This window comes from Variovorax sp. YR566 (assembly GCF_051992195.1).
In the GTDB taxonomy this organism is placed as follows: domain Bacteria; phylum Pseudomonadota; class Gammaproteobacteria; order Burkholderiales; family Burkholderiaceae_C; genus Variovorax.
This window is the reverse complement of the sequence record NZ_CP197092.1, coordinates 3,425,672-3,443,349: the sequence shown is the minus strand read 5'-3', so window position 1 is coordinate 3,443,349 and position 17,678 is coordinate 3,425,672. Positions and strand designations below refer to the sequence as shown.

At 67.2% G+C, this 17,678-nt stretch carries 18 protein-coding genes; 8 read left to right on the top strand and 10 right to left on the bottom strand.

Annotated features, from left to right (window positions below):
• Positions 1 to 70: 70 nt before the first annotated feature.
• Positions 71 to 913: a metal-dependent hydrolase gene (locus tag ACTG4X_RS16045; RefSeq protein WP_440534269.1), complete on the top strand. Its 843-nt coding sequence runs from the start codon at positions 71 to 73 to the stop codon at positions 911 to 913.
• A gap of 12 nt (positions 914 to 925) precedes the next feature.
• On the opposite strand, the gene ACTG4X_RS16040 is transcribed toward ACTG4X_RS16045, so the two are convergent.
• The 8 genes from ACTG4X_RS16040 to ACTG4X_RS16005 form a co-directional block, all read right to left on the bottom strand.
• The gene (locus tag ACTG4X_RS16040) at positions 926 to 1,516 is read right to left on the bottom strand and encodes a hypothetical protein (protein WP_093054383.1); all 591 of its coding nucleotides are present in this window, start codon (positions 1,514 to 1,516) and stop codon (positions 926 to 928) included.
• A 251-nt stretch (positions 1,517 to 1,767) separates the two neighbouring features.
• Positions 1,768 to 1,998 (bottom strand): hypothetical protein, encoded by a 231-nt coding sequence (locus tag ACTG4X_RS16035; protein WP_007836713.1) that lies wholly within the window; start codon positions 1,996 to 1,998, stop codon positions 1,768 to 1,770.
• A 22-nt stretch (positions 1,999 to 2,020) separates the two neighbouring features.
• Positions 2,021 to 2,356: a hypothetical protein gene (locus ACTG4X_RS16030; RefSeq protein ID WP_093054381.1), complete on the bottom strand. Its 336-nt coding sequence runs from the start codon at positions 2,354 to 2,356 to the stop codon at positions 2,021 to 2,023.
• Between the two features lie 17 nt (positions 2,357 to 2,373).
• The gene (locus tag ACTG4X_RS16025; protein WP_440534268.1) at positions 2,374 to 3,285 is read right to left on the bottom strand and encodes a DUF6999 family protein; all 912 of its coding nucleotides are present in this window, start codon (positions 3,283 to 3,285) and stop codon (positions 2,374 to 2,376) included.
• Entirely contained in the window at positions 3,269 to 5,188 is a 1,920-nt protein-coding gene (locus ACTG4X_RS16020; protein WP_440534267.1) for a beta-ketoacyl-ACP synthase III, read from the bottom strand. Before ACTG4X_RS16020 ends, ACTG4X_RS16025 begins: the two co-directional genes overlap by 17 nt.
• A gap of 3 nt (positions 5,189 to 5,191) precedes the next feature.
• The gene (locus tag ACTG4X_RS16015) at positions 5,192 to 6,133 is read right to left on the bottom strand and encodes a fatty acid desaturase family protein (RefSeq protein ID WP_307613999.1); all 942 of its coding nucleotides are present in this window, start codon (positions 6,131 to 6,133) and stop codon (positions 5,192 to 5,194) included.
• On the bottom strand, positions 6,114 to 6,887 hold the full coding sequence (locus tag ACTG4X_RS16010) for a sterol desaturase family protein (protein ID WP_093074936.1): 774 nt from the start codon (positions 6,885 to 6,887) through the stop codon (positions 6,114 to 6,116). The genes ACTG4X_RS16015 and ACTG4X_RS16010 overlap by 20 nt, the downstream gene beginning before the upstream one ends.
• A 9-nt stretch (positions 6,888 to 6,896) precedes the next feature.
• Positions 6,897 to 8,471, bottom strand: coding sequence for a phospholipase D family protein (locus tag ACTG4X_RS16005; RefSeq protein ID WP_440534266.1), 1,575 nt, complete (start codon positions 8,469 to 8,471; stop codon positions 6,897 to 6,899).
• A gap of 141 nt (positions 8,472 to 8,612) precedes the next feature.
• Between ACTG4X_RS16005 and ACTG4X_RS16000 the strand changes: the two genes are divergently transcribed.
• Positions 8,613 to 9,167: a peroxiredoxin gene (locus ACTG4X_RS16000; protein ID WP_093054369.1), complete on the top strand. Its 555-nt coding sequence runs from the start codon at positions 8,613 to 8,615 to the stop codon at positions 9,165 to 9,167.
• Between the two features lie 67 nt (positions 9,168 to 9,234).
• Positions 9,235 to 10,668, top strand: a complete 1,434-nt coding sequence (locus ACTG4X_RS15995; protein ID WP_440534265.1) for an aldehyde dehydrogenase family protein — start codon at positions 9,235 to 9,237, stop codon at positions 10,666 to 10,668.
• 14 nt (positions 10,669 to 10,682) lie between these two features.
• Here ACTG4X_RS15995 and ACTG4X_RS15990 read toward each other — a convergent pair whose 3' ends face one another.
• Positions 10,683 to 11,603, bottom strand: a complete 921-nt coding sequence (locus tag ACTG4X_RS15990) for a ZIP family metal transporter (RefSeq protein ID WP_440534264.1) — start codon at positions 11,601 to 11,603, stop codon at positions 10,683 to 10,685.
• An 11-nt stretch (positions 11,604 to 11,614) separates the two neighbouring features.
• Positions 11,615 to 12,250 (bottom strand): superoxide dismutase, encoded by a 636-nt coding sequence (locus ACTG4X_RS15985; RefSeq protein WP_440534263.1) that lies wholly within the window; start codon positions 12,248 to 12,250, stop codon positions 11,615 to 11,617.
• A 196-nt stretch (positions 12,251 to 12,446) separates the two neighbouring features.
• On the opposite strand from ACTG4X_RS15985, the gene ACTG4X_RS15980 reads away from it, so the two are divergent.
• The 5 genes from ACTG4X_RS15980 to moeA all read left to right on the top strand — a co-directional run bounded on the left by ACTG4X_RS15980 (position 12,447) and on the right by moeA (position 17,647).
• Positions 12,447 to 13,136 carry a hypothetical protein gene (locus tag ACTG4X_RS15980; protein ID WP_093054363.1) on the top strand — a complete coding sequence of 230 codons (690 nt, stop codon included), beginning with the start codon at positions 12,447 to 12,449 and terminating at the stop codon, positions 13,134 to 13,136.
• Positions 13,137 to 13,198: 62 nt separating this feature from the next.
• Positions 13,199 to 14,476, top strand: coding sequence for a serine hydrolase domain-containing protein (locus tag ACTG4X_RS15975; RefSeq protein WP_093054361.1), 1,278 nt, complete (start codon positions 13,199 to 13,201; stop codon positions 14,474 to 14,476).
• 59 nt (positions 14,477 to 14,535) lie between these two features.
• A complete protein-coding gene (gene moaA, locus ACTG4X_RS15970; protein ID WP_440534262.1) occupies positions 14,536 to 15,687 on the top strand; it encodes a GTP 3',8-cyclase MoaA in 1,152 nt (383 codons plus the stop codon).
• A gap of 14 nt (positions 15,688 to 15,701) precedes the next feature.
• On the top strand, positions 15,702 to 16,337 hold the full coding sequence (gene mobA, locus ACTG4X_RS15965; protein WP_440534261.1) for a molybdenum cofactor guanylyltransferase MobA: 636 nt from the start codon (positions 15,702 to 15,704) through the stop codon (positions 16,335 to 16,337).
• Entirely contained in the window at positions 16,334 to 17,647 is a 1,314-nt protein-coding gene (gene moeA / locus ACTG4X_RS15960) for a molybdopterin molybdotransferase MoeA (RefSeq protein WP_440534260.1), read from the top strand. The genes mobA and moeA overlap by 4 nt, the downstream gene beginning before the upstream one ends.
• Positions 17,648 to 17,678 lie beyond the last annotated feature (31 nt).

The following is a 17,678-nucleotide window of genomic DNA, read 5'->3' as shown; positions in this document are numbered from 1 at the left end:
GGCGGCATGCGGTACTGATTTGTACCAACCATCCATCCACGCAACCCGTGCTTTTTCCAAGGCTTGTTTCATGACCGATCTCGTTGTCCGCCGCCTTCTGATCGACCTGCAACCGCCCTTTGCCCGCAACTGGTGCGGCGGCGATGCATTCTCGACCGCTTTCTTCAACGCCCTGTCGATGAGTTTCCCTTTCGGCGAGCAGTTCTTCATCGACGCGGTGCGCGACGCCGTCGCCACGCTGCCGGCCGAGGTGCAGGAAAAACACAAGGCCGACGTGCGCGGCTTCATCGGGCAGGAAGCCACGCACCGGCGCATTCATTCGCTCTTCAACAACCATCTGGAAAGCCAGGGCCTGGTCGACGGCTGGACGGCGCGCGCCAGCAAGCGCATGGCCCTGATGGAAGAAGCCGACCCACGCCACGCGCTGGCTGTGACGGCGGCCACCGAGCATTTCACGGCGATGTTCGCCGAGTGGCTGCTGGCGCACCCGCAGGTCCTCGACGGCGCCGAGCCCCGGCTGCGCACCATGTGGCTGTGGCACAGCGCGGAAGAGCTGGAGCACAAGAGCGTGGCCTTCGACATCTACCAGGCCGCGGGTGGCTCCGACGAATGGCGCACGCGCTGGTTCCGCCGCGTCACGATGATGTTCCTGGGCGACCTGATGCACCAGACCATCGACAACCTGCGCCACGAAAAGCAGCTGTGGAAATGGTCGACCTGGAAGAGCGCCGCGCGCATCCTGCTGAGCCGCGACGGCCTGCTGCGCGGCAACCTGGCCGGCTGGCGCAGCTACCTGCGGGTGGACTTCCATCCGATGCAGCAGGACAGCAGCCTGTCGGAGCGCTGGCTGGCGGACAACCGTGCGCAGTACACACCGGTGGGCGCGGCGCCTGAGGCGGCCGCTGCCGGCTGACGGGCAAGAAACTCAGTAGAAATTGGCGCGGTGCGGCGCGCCGCTGCCGGCCTGCTGTTGCTGTTCAGGGCGCAGCGTCAGGTCGTGCAGGGTGTCGAAATCGGACGGAGCATCCGGCACGCGCATCACCACTTCGAGCTCGTGCATCGACGCGACCCAACGGCCGGCTGGGGATTCGGCCGGCTCGTCATTGGCGAACACGCCGTCGCGGATGTAGAAGGTCTCGCCCTCCGGGCGCTCGGCATGCAGCTCGATCAGGCGCGCGATCGAGAAGTTGTACGTCACGAGCTTCTCGCGCGTCTTGCGGTCCTTGCCACCGCAGTTGAACGAGCCTTCGGCGGCGATGACGATGCAGGAGCCGTCTACCCCGCCGTCCATCTCGATCTCGTTGCCCGAGCGCCAGATGGCGTTGGGCAGGCGCACGCGCACCTTGTCGATCACGAGGTCGCGCTGCTTGTTGAGGCTGCCCAGGGGAGGCACCAGCGAACGCAGCTGCCGCAGGCGCTCGGCGAAGTTGTCGTCCATCAGGAATTCGACATGGTGCGTGGCGCTGCCGGACGAGCGTTTGACCACCTGCATGACCACGTGGCGCGACTTAGCCATGGCAGGGCCCCTTTGCAAGCGTTGAATTCCATGTCCCGCGAGGGGCGTCGACGGTGTGGCTGCAATTCATTGGAAATCGGCTACTAGTAGAACTTTAGATTACATGCAATTACATGCATCATTTGTGTCCAACTGTATAACGATTGCCGGCAATGCGGAAGGCCATTCCGTGACTTATGCACGAGGAAATGTCTCCAAAATGCCTCCCCGATGTGCTAGCAGGCGCACTGCCAGCAGCCGGGGTCGATCCCCTATTCGAGGGATTCGTCGAGCGCCTTGCAGGAAGGCGCGCACACGGTCTGGGACTTGCCCAGCACCTGACGAGTACGCAGCTGCGAGCGCACGCGATGCTTGCCGCACATGAAGCACGACATGGTCGCGCCGCTGAACGACGCCGAGGCGCGGAACGGCGAACCCGGCGTCTTGGACTTGTAACGCAGCCCGTCCGCCACCACTGCCGTCTTCACTTCACCCTTCGCCATGCGTCTTGTCCTTGCTGTTCAGTTATGCACTGCGCATTGCGCGTGCAATGGCTTCCCGTGCGCTGATTTCAGCGGCCAGGGAAGCGTCCAACGCCGAGCGGCAAAGCCCGGCATGCTTGTAATTGAGGTTCTCGTAAACCTCGGCCGCGGCCGGATAGGCATCGAGCAGGCGGCCTAGTTCGGCGCCCTGCTCGACGTCCTCGAACTCATGCACGAGGTGCTCGACCACGGAGCGGTACTGCTCTGCGCCTACGGGCACAGGGCTGTGCTCAAGCTTTTCCAGCAGTTGCGCCAGCACGTGGGTCACTGCCAGATCGGTCTTGGGAGACGGATTATCGGTCGTGTTCATGGTTTCCATCTGGGGGCAGCATACGCCTATGCAAGTGGCTGCTCGTATAGGGATGTCTCCGGCTCCCCCGCCTTTTGCGCCGCCTGCATCCGCTGGAGCAGGCTGTGCAGCATCTCGGTCGAGAGCCCGTGGATCACCAGCCGGTGCCCCGCCCGCAGGGTCGACAGGGGCACCAGCGGATGCTTGTTGTTGACCAGGATCAGGTGTTCGGGCGCGTTCAGGAGCGTCGCCGTGTAGATGCCGATGGTTTCGTCCAGCTGCAAGGAATTGGCCGCGCGCCAGAAATCGTTGTCCGTGAGCATCAGCTGGTAGAGCGGCGTGAACAGCTCGATGGCGCTCTGCAGGTCGAGAAAATTGAGCTTGCCCTGGGGCATGTCCTCCAGCCGCAGCCCTGGCTCCCTGATCATCGAAAAATCGACCTTCTCCGCCTTGCACAGCGCCACGCCCTTGTCGCGCAGCGCCTTGTTCAGCCGGATCACGAAGTTGAAGAGGTTCAGGTCGTGCTTCAGGAACATCTCGTCCTTCAGCGCGTCGATGTCGGCCGGCTCCAGCGGATTGGTGGCCACCGGAGCCGGCGAATTCCGCCCGATGAAGGCCAGCACCTGCGAGCCCAGGTGAAAGTGCCGCAGGATGAGCCAGTTGGCCTCCGGCGACACGAAGCGCATCAGCCCCCAGGCCAGAAACCGGTGCAGCAGCATCGAATGCGACCAGTTGCGCGGCACGAACACCTTCACGATCTGGATCAGGATGATCGTCAGCCGCGCGATCGGCCGCAGGAACGGCAGCAGATACTGCCGCGAGCCCGAACTCGAATCGGCCAGCCACGCCGCCTTGACGTTGTCGGGCAGCGGCGTGCTCTGGTCGAGGTAGAGCGCCAGCCAGGGGCTGGGGTCGCGCTCGTCGTGCGCCTGCGTCAGGAAATCAGGTGTTCGGTCCATGGGGCATACGCTCCGTGATGTGCTGGAACTGCATCAGGTACAGCGCGGCCGTGTGGCGCGCGGTGTCTGTGATCTGGCGGGCGGCGCGCGCCTGCCCTTCCACGGCCATCACCATTTCGACCGCCGTGAGCCAGCGGCTCAGGTGGTGCTCGTCGTTGTGGCCGTGGTACTCGAGAAAACGGAAGGCATCGGGCGGCAGCTTCAGGCTGGACTTCAGCAGCGGCAACAGCGCCGGCACGATGCGCTGGCCCGTGCCTTCGATGATGTAGATCGCGCCCAGCAGGCCGATCGGGTCGCGCGTGGCGGCCAGGCCGTGCAGATAGGCGTTGAGCGCCTCGCCGCCCGGGTTGCGGCGCAGGTCCTCGATGCGCTCGACCGTGCCGCCCGCCTTGCGGTAATCGCTGAAGAGGATGTTGAAGTCGTTCTGCTCCTCGCCCGCGTGCACGCCGATCAGCGAGGCCAGCACCTGGTACGGCTCGCTCAGCGAGGCGGCGCCTTCGCGCATCCACAGGCTGCCCTCGCGCACCTGCGGCACCCATTGCTCCATCCAGTTCAGGTAGTCGGGCACGGCAAAACGGCGCTCGCGGATCTGGCGGATCAGCGGCGTGCGCCAGACGCGCGAGCGGTAGTCGTGCCAGATGGCGGCCAGCTCGGTGAGCAAGGCGCCGAGTCCTTCGGGTGCGGCGGCCGGGTCATGCGGAGGCGCAATGACGAGGTCGTCGTCGGGCACCGCTGCCGCGCGGGGCGCAACCACCACGGGCGCCGCATCGGCTGCCTCCTCCACTTCGAGCAGCATGTACGCCGCCATGAAGCGCCCCGATTCCGGCACGTAGCAGAAGATCTGCTCGCCGGGCTTCAGCGTCTTGGTGTGCAGGAACTCAGCCAGCATCACGAGGATTGACGCCGCCCCGGTGTTGCCGCGCCATGCGAGGTTGCTCCACCAGCGCTCACGGGGAATCGACAGGTCGGCCTTCGCCATCAGGTCCTCGACCACCGGGATGAATTTCTCCGACGAGTAATGGCACAGGAAGTGATCGACCCGCTTCGGATCGACCCAGCCGTCGCGCACCAGCCCCGCGTATTCGTGGATGCCGATGTCGAACAGATGCGGCAGCAGGCGGATGTCCTGCCGCAGCGACAAGGCGCCCGCCGCCTCGGCCTCGCCCCAGGAGCCGAAGTCGAGATGGCCGCGCGCGCGGTCTTCGGTCAGGCCCAGCTGCATGCAGACCGGGTAGTCGCCCGAGAACGCACGTTGATGCACCCACTTCAGCTTCAGGCGCAACCCAGGCGCGCCGGCCAGTGCGGGCGTGCCGTCGGACAGCAGCAAGGCGCCCGCGCCATCCGACAGCATCCAGCGTAGAAAGTGCGAGTCGAAGTCGGTTTCATAGCCGCGCGCCGCGAAGCGCGAGCGCTTGAAGAGGCGCGACGGCATCTCGCTCGCCACCGCCATCGCCGAGCGGTGCGCGCCCAGCTCGATGCCCTGCGCGGCAGTCTGGATCGCCGACACGCCTGCCGCGCAGATGCCGTGCACCGAATGCGTTTCCATCGGCTGCGCCGCCAGTTCGCCCTGGATCATGTTGGCGAATCCCGGCATCAGCGTGTCTCCGCCCGACGAGCCGCTGGCCAGCAGCGACACGCGCGACAGCTCCGCACCGCCCCGCCGCAGGCAGTCGCGGATCGCGCCGGCCGCCAGCTGCGCGTTGGTGTGCTGCGTCACGCCTTCCGCATCGATGGCGTAGTGCCGCGTGAGGATGCCGTTCTCTGCCAGGATGCGCCGCTTGATGCGCTCCGACATGCGGTTCAGCGGCGCGATGTACGCGTCCATGCGGTCGTTGGGAATGGGCTCGCCCGGCATGAAGTAACCGGCGCTTTCGAGATAGACGCGTTGGAATGAGACAGGCATGGTTCAGGTGATGGATGAATCGGGAGGCATCAGCGGGCGGCTGCGAAAACGCGGCCACACGGTCCCCAGCACGAACACGCGCACCATGTACGGCACCAGCCCGCCCTCGTTGAGCACAGGATCCACCCGCGCGCGGTAACGCGTGCGATGCAGATGCGTGAGCTCGGACCAATGGGCATGCGGGTTCTCGTGGTGTGCGGTGTGCAGGCCGATGTTGAACAGCAAGGGGTTCACCAGCCCTTCGAAATTGCGGGCGTAGTTCAGCTGGCTACCCGAGGTATCGCCCGGCGCCTCCTTGCGCACGGGTTTTCGGCCGTCGGCATGCGCGTGCTGCAGGTAGTTGGTCGCCAGCAACCAGTGCAGGCCATGCAGCTGCGGCACGATCACAAACAGCAGGGCCTTGCGCCAATCGAGCGCCAGCAGCACCGTCCAGCTGACCAGCCACAGCACGTACTGCGCCATGCAGTAGCGCCATGCGCCGCGCCCATGCTCCCGCAGCCGCGCGAGCCACGCGAAGAACACCGGCATCAGCACCCACACGGCCTGGAACGGATGCAGCAGATAGCCCCGCAGATGATTGGTGTCGCCACCGAAGCGGTAGGTGCGCGCCACGTCCCTCGGCCCGTGCCGGTGGCGATGATGGTTGGCCACGTGCGCGGGCCAGAACACGAAGGTCGGGTGGCCCTGCAGCAGCGTGATCCAGAAATCCGTCAGCCGGTTCATGCGCCGCCCGCGCCACATGCGCAGGTGCACGTGGTTGTGATGGATCACGCCGACGCCGAGCGTCAGGAACAGCATCAGCCCATACAGCAGCGCGTTGAAACCGTGGAGCCATTGCCACGCCGCCAGAGCAGGCAAGGCGCCGAGGTAGACAAGGCTCTGCCAGTCGCGCCAGTGGCGCAGCCCCGGCAGGCGACGGCTCGCGTCAGGCCGCGGTCGCGCCATGCTTCTTTCGGAAAGCCTGAAGCACCGGCTCTGCCGCATCGGCCGCAATGCGCGTCCTGAAGAGCCGGTCCATGAACGTGAACTGGAAACCGTAGTTGCCGTTGTGCACAGCATGGTGCAGGTGGTGGCGGCGGCTTGCCGCGAACCAGTGGCTGTACGACACGCCCGTGAAGAAGTCGTAGTTCGAATGCCCGATGCAGTTGAAGAACAGGCTGAACACCGGCACCGCCGCCAGCGACCAGAAGCTGAAGTCGTGCACCACCATCGGCAGCAGGATCACGTTGCCGAGCATCAGCGCCTCGACGGGATGGAAGCTGTAGGTCGCCCAGGGCGTAGTCACGAACGAGCGGTGATGCGGCCCGTGAAAGCGCCGCAGCCAGCGCGTGTGCAGCAATCGGTGGTTGATCCAGAAATGCACGTCGTTCCAGAACGCGAGCACAAGGATCTCGACCGCGATCTGCCGCCACCCCGCGTCGCCGTCGAGCCGCGCCCAGCCAAGCTGAAGCAGCCCCCAGGGAAACACCATGCCCAGCCCGAAGATCAGCACCGACACGCCCGACTGCCCCAGCTCGCGCCGCAGTTGCCCCGGCTGCAGCGGCCGCGGATCGAGTTCACGCCCGATGCCCAGCGCCGGCAGCACCCGCTTCGTCAGCAGCCACGTGATGCCGCCGAAGCCGAGATAGATGCCGCCGAAAAAAAGCACGCCCCACAGCATGACCTGCGGGGCGGACAACGAAGTGAAAGTCTGCGCCATCCCCCGAGGCTACAACAGCATCTCGGGAACGATCGGCGCTATGAGCATGTTGTAGAAGCGCTGGAAGAAGCTCGACTCCGGCTCCGAGGTCAGGATCACTTCTTTCTCGCCGTCGTTCGTCAGCCATTGCAGCGTGCCGGTGTCCTTGGCCAGCCGCAGCCGGTAGGAGTTCTGCAGCTTGCTGATGTTGATGACGCGCATCATCTCGCGCGCCAGCTGCGGGCTGTCGACCACCAGCCCCATCTCGGTGTTCTGGCTGGCCGAGCGCGGGTCGAGGTTCATCGAACCGATGAAGATGCGTGTCTTGTCGATGGCCGCGGTCTTGGCATGCAGCCGCCCGAGCGACTTGCCGAACATGCCGAAGCGCTCGCCTGCGCTGGTGCGCTGCGGGCTCAGCTCGTACAGGTCGGCGCCGCCCTGCAGCAGCCGCTCGCGATAGCGCGCGTAGCCGGTGTGCACCAGCGGCTCGTCGTTGGCGGCCAGCGAATTGGTCAGCAGCGTGAGCTTGACCTTGCGCCGGGTCAGGTCCTCGAAGGCCTCCATGCCGCGCTCGCCCGGCACCAGGTACGGCGAGGTCATGTCGACCTCGGTCTTGGCGTCGAGCAGCAGCGCCCAGACCTTCATCGTCACGCTGGTGGAGATGGCCTCGTCGGCTGTCATGGTCGCGGGCTTGGTGGGCGGGTCGGCGATGGCACGGGCCTCGCCCCACAGCAGGCCCATGCGGCCGCCGTCGAGCTCTTCGGCGATGGGGCCGTAGCCGAGGATGTCGGACGGCGGCAGCACGATCTTCGGCGGCGGCGCGGCCATGCCCACCCAGCTGTCGAAGTCGGTGCCGGTCGGCTTGCGGCCGCCCTCGCCCGTCACGATGTCGGCAATGGGCCAGACCTGTTCGCTGTTCCAGTAGGCGTCGAAGATCGACTCGAGCTGCGGCACCACCTTGCCGACCACCAGCGCGTCCATGTCGATGAAGTTCTGCGCCTCGCTCAGCACGAAATACTCGTCGGCGATGTTGCGCCCGCCCACCACCGCCATCACGCCGTCGGCAATGAAGAGCTTGTTGTGCATGCGGTGGTTGAGTCGCGGAATCTCCCACGGCGACGCCGCAAAGCGCGAGAGGAAACCGTTGCGCCCGCAGCAGAACGGGTTGAACAGGCGCACGTCGACATTGGGCGTCTCGGACAGCGCCAGCAGCAACTGCTGACTCTTCACTGTGTACAGGTCGTCCACCAGCACCCTCACCTTCACGCCTCGGCCTGCGGCCTCGCGCAGCGTGCGCAGCAGCAGGCGGCCGACGGCGTCGTTCTCGAGCTGGTAGTACTGCACCACCAGCGAGCGCTGGGCCCGCTGGGCCAGCTGGATGCGCGCATCGAGCGAGTACACGCCCAGCGGCATCAACCGGAAGCCCGAGTGCTCGTCGGGCGGCGTGGAGGCGGCGACGATCTTCGCCAGCGTGGTCGACGGGTCGGCCGAGGCGGCGAACTCGGCGGGCCGCTCCCGCGCCGGCGGCAGCGAGCCGCAGGCGCCGAGTACCGCTATCAGGACGCCGGCGAGCGCGATGCGCAGAAACGAGAGCCAGGTGTTCATGATGGTTTGCCCATTGCTTGGTGCTTCCCGCCGTTTTTCGGTTGTTGTGTTCAATACGCCGGCCAGCCCGCGCCGGTTTCAAAGGCTCATTCAGGGGATGCTCAAGCCTAGAATTCGCTCCACATCGCTCGGAGTTACATCATGGCTCGTTCGCACCTCCATCGCATCGCATGGATGACGATTTTTGCAGCCCTTGCCCACCCTGCCTGGGCCGCCCTGGACATCGGCGACCCGGTGCCCAAGTTCACCGCCAACGCCGCCCTGGGCGGCAAGACCTTCCGCTACTCGCTGGCCGACGCGCTCGCCAAGGGACCGGTGGTGTTGTACTTCTTTCCTGCTGCCGATTCCAACGACTGCTCGATCGAGGCCCACGCCTTCGCCGAAGCCGTCGACCAGTTCGCCGCGCTGGGCGCCACCGTGATCGGCGTCTCGGCGGACGACATAGGTACCCTGTCGAAGTTCTCGGTCAAGTCGTGCCAGAGCCGATTTCCGGTGGCGTCGGACGAGAACAAGACCGTGATCCAGGGTTTCGACGCGCTGATGCAGACGCGGCCGGACTTCGCCAACCGCCTGTCGTACGTGATTTCGCCGGACGGCAAGGTCGCCTACTACTACCAGAACCTGAATCCGGACAAGCACGTGGAGCGCATGTTGAATGCCGTGAAGGCGCTGCCGAAGGCCACCGCCGCCAAGTAGACACGAGCAGAGGGACGCCGGGCCGCCCGGCCACGGATTGCGCGTGCTTCGCGCAAAATCCAGCCCCATGCAGCTCAACTACATCGCCAACGCGGACGTCCCGTCCTCCTCCGGCCGCATCCTGCCGGTCATCGATCCTTCCGACGGCCAGGCCTTCGACGAAATCCAGCGCAGCAATGCCGCCGACATCGACTCCGCCGTGCGCGCCGCGCGCGACTGCTTCGAGGGTGTCTGGCACAAGGTCAGCGCTGCCGACCGCAGCCGCCTGCTCTACAAGCTCTCGCAAAAGATCGCCGAGCACGTCGACGAACTGGCGCTCATCGAGCAGCGCGACTGCGGCAAGCCCGTCAAGCAGGCGCGTGCCGATGCGGTGGCGCTGGTGCGCTACTTCGAGTTCTATGCCGGCGCCTGCGACAAGCTGCACGGCGAGACCATCCCCTACCAGGACGGCTACAGCGTCTTCACCTGGCGCGAGCCGCACGGCGTTACCGGCCACATCATTCCGTGGAACTACCCGATGCAGATCTTCGGGCGCAGCGTGGGCGGCGCCTTGGCGGCGGGCAACGTGTGCGTGGTGAAGCCGGCCGAAGACGCCTGCCTCTCGCTGATCCGCGTGGCGCAGCTGGCGGCCGAGGTCGGCTTTCCGGCCGGCGCGCTCAACATCGTGACGGGCTACGGCCATGAAGTGGGCGACGCGCTCGCGCGGCACGAAGGCATCGACCACATCAGCTTCACCGGCAGCCCGAAGATCGGCACGCTGATCCAGCAGGTGGCAGCCGAGCGGCATTGCCCTGTCACGCTGGAGCTGGGCGGCAAGAGCCCGCAGATCATCTTTGCGGACGCCGACCTCGACGCGGCCATTCCCGTTGTCATCAACGCGATCGTGCAGAACGCCGGCCAGACCTGCTCGGCCGGCTCGCGGGTGCTGATCCAGCGCGGCATCTACGAGCCGCTGCTCGAGCGCCTGGGCCACGCCTTCGAAGCCCTGCGCGTCGGCCCCGCGGCCATGGACCTCGACGTGGGCCCGCTGATCCGCCAGACGCAGCAGCAGCGCGTGTGGGACTTCCTGAGCGACGCGCAGCATGCCGGCATCCCGATGGTGGCGCAGGGCATCGTGGTCGAGGAAGCACCCGAGACCGGCTTCTACCAGGCGCCCACTCTGCTGCGCGACGTGCCGGTCGGGCATCGACTGGCGCAGGAAGAAGTGTTCGGCCCGGTGCTGGCCGCGATGTCCTTCACCGACGAAGACGAAGCGGTCGCGCTCGCCAATGCCACGCAGTTCGGCTTGGTGGCGGGCGTGTGGACCGCCGACGGTTCGCGCCAGTTCCGCATGGCCAAGCGCGTGCGCAGCGGCCAGGTGTTCATCAACAACTACGGCGCGGGCGGAGGCGTCGAGCTGCCCTTCGGCGGCGTGAAGTCTTCAGGCTACGGGCGCGAGAAGGGCTTCGAGGCGCTGTACGGTTTCACCACGCTGAAAACCGTCGCCGTCAAGCACGGCTGACCGCGCGGGGCTGGTCAGGCCAGCGCGGTGTCCAGCAGCATCATCAGCACGAAGCCGATCATCAGCCCGCTCGTGGCAAAGGCTTCGTGCCCCTTGCGGTGCGACTCGGGAATGATCTCGTGGCTGATCACGAACAGCATCGCGCCTGCCGCAAAGCCAAGTCCCCAGGGCAGCAGCATCGCCGAATGGCCGACCACGGCCGCGCCCAGCACCGCACCCAGCGGCTCCACCAGCCCCGAGGCCATGCCGATCAGCACCGCGAACATGCGGCTGTAGCCGGCGGCCAGCAGCGCCACCGCGACCACCAGGCCCTCGGGCACGTCCTGGATTGCGATGCCGGTGGCCAGCGCGTCGGCGCGCAGCCCGTTGTTGGCCGCGTAGCCCACGCCGATGGCCAGGCCTTCGGGCACGTTGTGCAACGCGATCGCAAACACGAAGAGCCAGGTGCGGCGCAGCTGCCTGGCGGCCTGGCCTTCGCGGCCCTTGATGAAGTGTTCGTGCGGCAGCACGCGGTCCATCAGCATCAGCACGATGCCGCCGAGCAGGATGGCGGAGCCGATCACCCCGCCCGCCGCCCAGTTGCCGCCGCCGAACACGCCCACGTTCTTTGCGGCCTCCAGGCCCGGGATGATCAGCGAGAAGGCGCTGGCCGCCAGCATCACGCCAGCGCCGAAGCCGAACAGCGTGTCCTGCAGCCGCTCCGGAAGCTTCTGCGAGAACAGCACCGGCAGCGTGCCGAGCGCGGTCGCCAGCGCGGCGACCGCTCCGCCTAGCAAGGCGTTCCACACCAACAGGTCGCCACGCACGAACTGCCAGAACTGCAACACGCCCACCAGCACGCCGGCCGCGACGATGGCGAAGCCGACCCACTCGCGCATCGGGCGGGCCTGCCTGGGTTGCCGTCCTGCCATCGCGCGCTGCTGCGGCTCGTTCATGGGCCTGCTCCTCAGCCGCCGGTCGCGGCGGCGTGACGCCGGGCCACCTCGGCCCAGTTCACGACGTTGTAGAAGGCCGCGATGTATTCGGGGCGGCGGTTCTGGTACTTGAGGTAGTAGGCGTGCTCCCATACGTCGAGTCCGAGGATCGGCGTGTTGCCAGAGCCGATACCGCGCATCAGCGGACTGTCCTGGTTGCCGCTGCTCTCCACGGCGAGCTTGCCGCCGGGGCCTGCCGACAGCCACGCCCAGCCACTGCCGAAGCGCGTGAGGGCGGCCTTGGTGAAGGCCTCCTTGAAGGCGTCGAAACCGCCCAGGTCGGTGTCGATGGCTTCCGCGAGCTCCCCCGTAGGCGTGCCACCACCGCCCTGCCCGACTGGCGCCATCACGGTCCAGAACAGGCTGTGGTTGGCGTGCCCGCCGCCGTTGTTGCGCACCGATGCGCGCAGCGCCTCGGGCAGCTGCTCGACGTTGACGATCAGTTCTTCGACCGGCGTTCCCTCGTGCGGCGTGTCTTTCAGGGCCGCATTGAGTTTGTTCACATAGGTCTGGTGGTGCTTGCCGTGGTGGATTTCCATCGTCTGCGCGTCGATGTGCGGTTCGAGCGCATCGAAGGCATAGGGCAAGGCTGGCAGGGTGTACGGCACGGTCGAAAAGCTCCTTGGTTGGAAGAGCCCTTTGCGTTGTCGGCGTGTTGCGTACTCAGGCGCCTAAATGATAGGAATTCTCATTGTCCATGTCAAGACATCTGCGGCAGAGATGGCGCAAACCGGCCATTTCAGGAAGCTTTCGGCAACGATAGATACACTGCGCTGCGGCACGTTTCCTGGGAGATTTCCAACGATGAAGCTCAAGAGCATCCTTCCCTTCGCCCTGCTCGCCTGCGCCGGCCTCGCCGCCGCGCAGACCGCCACGCCGCCGGCCGGCGACTACATCTACGAACGGGGCAGCGGCTCGCTGCGCGTCAAGCCCGACGGGCACTTCGACATCACCACCATCGGCGCCAACGCACACACCTGCGCACTCGACGGCACCATCGTGCGCGGCAAGGCCAAGCTCGACGACTCGGCGTGCGTGGTGAACTTCGCGGTCAACGCCGACAAGGTGCAGGTCACGACCAACGGCGCGGATCAATGCCGCGACAACTGCGGCGCGCGCGCCGGCTTCGAGGGCACCTACACCCGCCCCATCCCCGCCTGCACCGACAAGGCCGTGGCCAACTCGCGCAAGACTTTCAAGCGCCAGTACGACGCGAAGGACTACGCTGCCGCGCAGACCACCCTCGCGCCCGTGCTCTCGGACTGCGACAAGACCCTCGACTGGATCACCAAGGCTTGGCTGCGCAACGACCTCGCGCTCACGCAGTTCAAGCTCAACGACCGCGCCGCCTGCCTCAAGACCTTGCAGCCGCTGGCCGAGGACGCCGACCGCACCGACGACGGCATCAAGGACAACTACCCGCCGGCCGACGCCGAGATCTTCCTGCCCGTGGTCCGCGCCACCCGCACGAACCTGAAGCTCTGCCGCGGATAGCCCGCAGCCGCCCACGAGAGGTGGCACAGGTTTTCCATTCACAACAAGACGGAGACAACACCATGAGATTCCTGAAGCGCAGCCTGCGCGCGGCCGTGCTCGGCCTGGCCCTTCCCCTGCTGGCGGCGGCGCAATCGCTGCCGACAGCCAGGCCCGAACAGGTCGGTCTCTCGACCGGGCGCCTGCAGATGCTCACAGACGTGCTCAAGGCCGACGTGGCCGCCGGCAAGATTCCGGGCGCAGTGCTGCTGGTGGCACGCCAGGGCAAGGTCGCGTGGTTCGAGCCGGTCGGCAAGCTCGACCCTGTGGCCGGCACTCCAATGCCGCGCGACGGCATCTTCCGCATCTATTCGATGAGCAAGCCCATCACCACGGTGGCCGCGATGATGCTGGTGGAAGACGGCCGGCTGAAGCTCGACGACCCGATCTCGACCTACCTGCCCGAGTTCGCCACCATGACGGTGGGCGTCGAGAAGCCCGGCGCCGACGGCAAGCCGGTGCTCGACACCGTGCCCGCGCGCCGCCCGATCACCGTGCAGGACCTGATGCGCCACACATCGGGCCTGACCTACGGCTTCTTCGGCCCGGGCCTCGTGAAGCAGGCCTACAACGCCGCCGACCTGGGCGCCGGCGACCCGACGCTGGCCGAGTTCTCCCAGCGCCTCGCCAAGCTGCCGCTGGCCTACCAGCCCGGCACGACCTGGGAGTACAGCCAGTCGACCGACATCCTCGGCCGCGTGATCGAGGTGGTGTCGGGCCAGTCGCTCTACCAGTTCGAGAAAACCCGCCTGCTCGACCCGCTGGGCATGAAGGACACCAGCTACTACGTGCCCGAGCCGGCGCGCCAGCCGCGCATTGCCGAGCCGCTGGCCAGCGACCGCAGCTTCGGCGTGGGCGCCGAGTTCAACGACCCGCGCGTCGTGCGCAAGTACGAGTCGGGCGGCGGCGGGCTGGTGTCGACCGCGAACGACTACGCGCGCTTCCTGCAGATGCTGCTCAATGGCGGCTCGCTCGACGGCAAGCGCTACCTCGGCCCGCGCACCATCGCGCTGATGACCGCCGACCACTCCAATGCGGGCGCCGGCATCGTGCCCGGCCCGCTCTACCTGCCGGGCCCGGGCTACGGCTTCGGCCTGGGCTTTGCCGTGCGCCGCAACGACGGCGAGGCGCCCTACCCGTCGGCCGGCGGTGAATACAACTGGGGCGGCGCGGGCGGCACCTACATGTGGGTCGACCCGAAGAACGAGATGTTCGTCTTGCTCATGCTGCAGTCGCCAAAGTACAGAACACATTACAGAACATTGACCCGGGACATGATTTATGCGGCGGTGATCAAGTAGCCTCCGATTCACAGGCCCTTGGGGCCTGGCGCAAAATCGGAGCCCCCTTCCACGAAGCCATGAAGAACAGCAGCAGCACCGTCATCCCGATCTCCGCGGTCGGCCGCGCACGCCCCGCCGTGGCGGTACCGGAGATTGCCGTGCCCGCCACGGGGCTGCTGCTCGACCGCCTGGGCCGGCCCATGACCGACCTGCGCATCAGCGTGACCGACCGCTGCAACTTCCGCTGCAGCTACTGCATGCCGAAGGATGTGTTCGACAAGGACTACAAGTACCTGCCGCACAGCGCGCTGCTGAGCTTCGAGGAAATGACGCGGCTGGCCCGCCTGTTCGCCGCCCACGGCGTGCGCAAGATCCGCCTGACCGGCGGCGAGCCGCTGCTGCGCAAGAACATCGAAGGGCTCATCGAACAGCTCGCCGAGATCCGCACACCCGCTGGCGAACCGCTGGCGCTGACGCTCACCACCAACGGCTCGCTGCTCGCGCGCAAGGCCGGCGCGCTCAAGGCTGCCGGCCTGCAGCGCGTGACGGTGAGCCTCGACAGCCTCGACGACGCCGTGTTCCGCCACATGAACGACGTCGACTTTCCGGTGGCCGACGTGCTCGCCGGCATCGATGCGGCAATCGCCGCTGGCCTCGGCCCCATCAAGGTCAACATGGTGGTCAAGCGCGGCGCCAACGATCAAGAAATCCTGCCGATGGCCCGCTACTTCCGTACGCACCACAGCGGCAAGGTGGTGCTGCGCTTCATCGAGTACATGGACGTGGGCGCCACCAACGGCTGGCGCATGGACGAAGTGCTGCCCTCGGCCGACGTCATCGCGCGCATCCATGCCGAATTTCCCCTGGTGCCGCTCGAAGCCGCCACGCCCGGCGAAACCGCCCAGCGCTGGGCCTATGCCGACGGCACCGGCGAAATCGGCGTGATCAGCAGCGTCACCCAGGCCTTCTGCCACGACTGCAGCCGCGCGCGCCTGTCGACCGAAGGCAAGCTCTACCTCTGCCTCTTCGCCAGCGCCGGCCACGACCTGCGCCCATTGCTGCGCGGCACCGCCAGCGACGACGACATCTCCTCGGCCATCGGCCACATCTGGCAGGGCCGCGCCGACCGCTACTCGGAGCTGCGCGCCCTGCACGGTCCGGACGACGACAGCGGCGATGCCGGCGACAAGGCCCCGCGCCGCGTCGAGATGAGCTACATCGGCGGATGACGCAGGCGGCCGCCATGCCCGCGCACGCCACCATCGCAACCGCCGACATCACGGGGCTGCTGCTGGCCGGCGGACGCGGCTCGCGCATGGGCGGTGTCGACAAGGGGCTGCAGCCTTTCAATGGCGAATCGCTGGCGCTGCATGCAATACGGCGGCTGGGGCCGCAGGTCGGCCGGCTGATGGTCAATGCCAATCGCAACCTCGCCGACTACGAAGCCTTCGGCGTGCCGGTGCGGCCCGACAGCCTCGCGGACTATGCGGGGCCGCTCGCGGGCTTTCTGGCCGGGCTGGAGCACTGCACCACGCCCTGGCTGCTGACCGTGCCTTGCGACACCCCCCTGTTCCCGAACGACCTGGCCGCCCGGCTCGCTGAAGCGGTCGTTGCCGGCAATGCGGAAATCGCCATCGCCACCGCGCCCGAAGCCGCCGAGGGCGACGTGGTGCTGCGCCCCCAACCCGTCTTCTGCCTGCTGCGCGCCGACCTGCGCGGCAGCCTGCAGCGCTACACCGAAGCCGGCGGCCGCAAGGTCCACGCATGGACCGCGCAGCACCGTACGGTGCACGTGCCCTTCGACCGCCCCGGCGACGCGCCCGACGCCTTTTTCAACGCCAACACCCTGGCCGAACTGCACGCCCTCGAAAACCGATGAGCCGCATCGCAGACATCGCTTCCACCCTCACGGGCTATGACGACGCCGCCGACCTGAGCGTCGAGGCCGTCCACGCCTTCCTTTCGCAACTGACGGCCACGGCCGTCGTCACGCAGCGCGAGAGCGTTTCGTTGCTCGATGCCCTCGGCCGCGTGCTGGCCGAAGACATCGTCTCGCCCATCAGCGTGCCGCCGCACGACAACTCCGCCATGGACGGCTACGCCTTCGACGGCTCGGTGCTGCCCAAGGACGCCCCCATCGACGCCTCCATCACGCTGCGCGTGGCGGGCACGGCGCTGGCCGGTGCGGCCTGGCGCGGCGCGCTGGGCGCGGGCGATGCGGTGCGCATCATGACCGGCGCGATGATGCCGGCGGGCCTCGACACCGTCATTCCGCAGGAGTTCTGCAAGGTCGACGGCGACCGCGTGTGCTTCCCGGCCAAGGTGCTGCGCCGCGGCGACAACCGCCGCTTCGCGGGCGAAGACCTGATGAAGGGCCAGCCCGCGCTGCGCAAGGGCGAACGCCTCTCGCCCGCCGCACTCGGCATGGTCGCGAGCCTCGGCCTGCCGGGCGTGCCCGCGCTGCGGCGGCTGCGGGTGGCCTGTTTTTCGACCGGCGACGAGATCCTGAGCCTCGGCGACGCGCCGCGCGAAGGCGCCGTGTACGACAGCAACCGCTACACCGTGATCGGCCTGCTCACGCGGCTGGGCTGCGAGGTGATCGACCTCGGCCTGGTGCGCGACGACCCGGCCACGCTCGCCGCCACGCTGCAGCGCGCCGCGCGCGAGGCCGATGCCATCGTCACCAGTGGTGGCGTCAGCGCGGGCGCGGCCGACCACACGCGCGACGTGATGCAGCAGCTGGGCGACATGGCGTTCTGGCGCGTGGCCATGCGCCCGGGCCGTCCACTCGCTGTGGGGTTGATTCCGCGCGAGGCGTCACCGCAGCCGGCCGTGCTGTTCGGCCTGCCGGGCAATCCGGTGGCGGTGATGGTCACCTTCCTGGCCTTCGTGCGGCCGGCGCTGCTGCGCATGATGGGCTGCCATGAAGCAGCCGCCGCGCCGCCACCGCTGCTGCGCGCGCGCAGCACGAGCCCGATCCGCAAGAAGCCGGGCCGCACCGAATACCAGCGCGGCTTCGTGAAGAACGTGCGGGGCGCGTTGCCCGAAGTGTGCGTTGCGAGCCACCAGGGCTCCGGGGTGCTCAGCTCGATGGTCGAGGCCAACGGGCTTGTGGTGCTGCACCACGATCAAGGCAGCGTGGCGGCGGGCGACGAAGTCGACGTGATGATGTTCGACGGCGTGATCTAGCCGCCAGGGAAAGAAAGAGCGGCCCGCGGCC

Bases quoted from the DNA above. Each gene is read 5' to 3' on its own strand.
- ACTG4X_RS16045 (WP_440534269.1), top strand. From the start codon at position 71: ATGACCGATCTCGTTGTCCGCCGCCTTCTGATCGACCTGCAACCGCCC.
- ACTG4X_RS16040 (WP_093054383.1), bottom strand. From the start codon at position 1,516: ATGGCTAAGTCGCGCCACGTGGTCATGCAGGTGGTCAAACGCTCGTCC.
- ACTG4X_RS16035 (WP_007836713.1), bottom strand. From the start codon at position 1,998: ATGGCGAAGGGTGAAGTGAAGACGGCAGTGGTGGCGGACGGGCTGCGT.
- ACTG4X_RS16030 (WP_093054381.1), bottom strand. From the start codon at position 2,356: ATGGAAACCATGAACACGACCGATAATCCGTCTCCCAAGACCGATCTG.
- ACTG4X_RS16025 (WP_440534268.1), bottom strand. From the start codon at position 3,285: ATGGACCGAACACCTGATTTCCTGACGCAGGCGCACGACGAGCGCGAC.
- ACTG4X_RS16020 (WP_440534267.1), bottom strand. From the start codon at position 5,188: ATGCCTGTCTCATTCCAACGCGTCTATCTCGAAAGCGCCGGTTACTTC.
- ACTG4X_RS16015 (WP_307613999.1), bottom strand. From the start codon at position 6,133: ATGGCGCGACCGCGGCCTGACGCGAGCCGTCGCCTGCCGGGGCTGCGC.
- ACTG4X_RS16010 (WP_093074936.1), bottom strand. From the start codon at position 6,887: ATGGCGCAGACTTTCACTTCGTTGTCCGCCCCGCAGGTCATGCTGTGG.
- ACTG4X_RS16005 (WP_440534266.1), bottom strand. From the start codon at position 8,471: ATGAACACCTGGCTCTCGTTTCTGCGCATCGCGCTCGCCGGCGTCCTG.
- ACTG4X_RS16000 (WP_093054369.1), top strand. From the start codon at position 8,613: ATGGCTCGTTCGCACCTCCATCGCATCGCATGGATGACGATTTTTGCA.
- ACTG4X_RS15995 (WP_440534265.1), top strand. From the start codon at position 9,235: ATGCAGCTCAACTACATCGCCAACGCGGACGTCCCGTCCTCCTCCGGC.
- ACTG4X_RS15990 (WP_440534264.1), bottom strand. From the start codon at position 11,603: ATGAACGAGCCGCAGCAGCGCGCGATGGCAGGACGGCAACCCAGGCAG.
- ACTG4X_RS15980 (WP_093054363.1), top strand. From the start codon at position 12,447: ATGAAGCTCAAGAGCATCCTTCCCTTCGCCCTGCTCGCCTGCGCCGGC.
- ACTG4X_RS15975 (WP_093054361.1), top strand. From the start codon at position 13,199: ATGAGATTCCTGAAGCGCAGCCTGCGCGCGGCCGTGCTCGGCCTGGCC.
- moaA (WP_440534262.1), top strand. From the start codon at position 14,536: ATGAAGAACAGCAGCAGCACCGTCATCCCGATCTCCGCGGTCGGCCGC.
- mobA (WP_440534261.1), top strand. From the start codon at position 15,702: ATGCCCGCGCACGCCACCATCGCAACCGCCGACATCACGGGGCTGCTG.
- moeA (WP_440534260.1), top strand. From the start codon at position 16,334: ATGAGCCGCATCGCAGACATCGCTTCCACCCTCACGGGCTATGACGAC.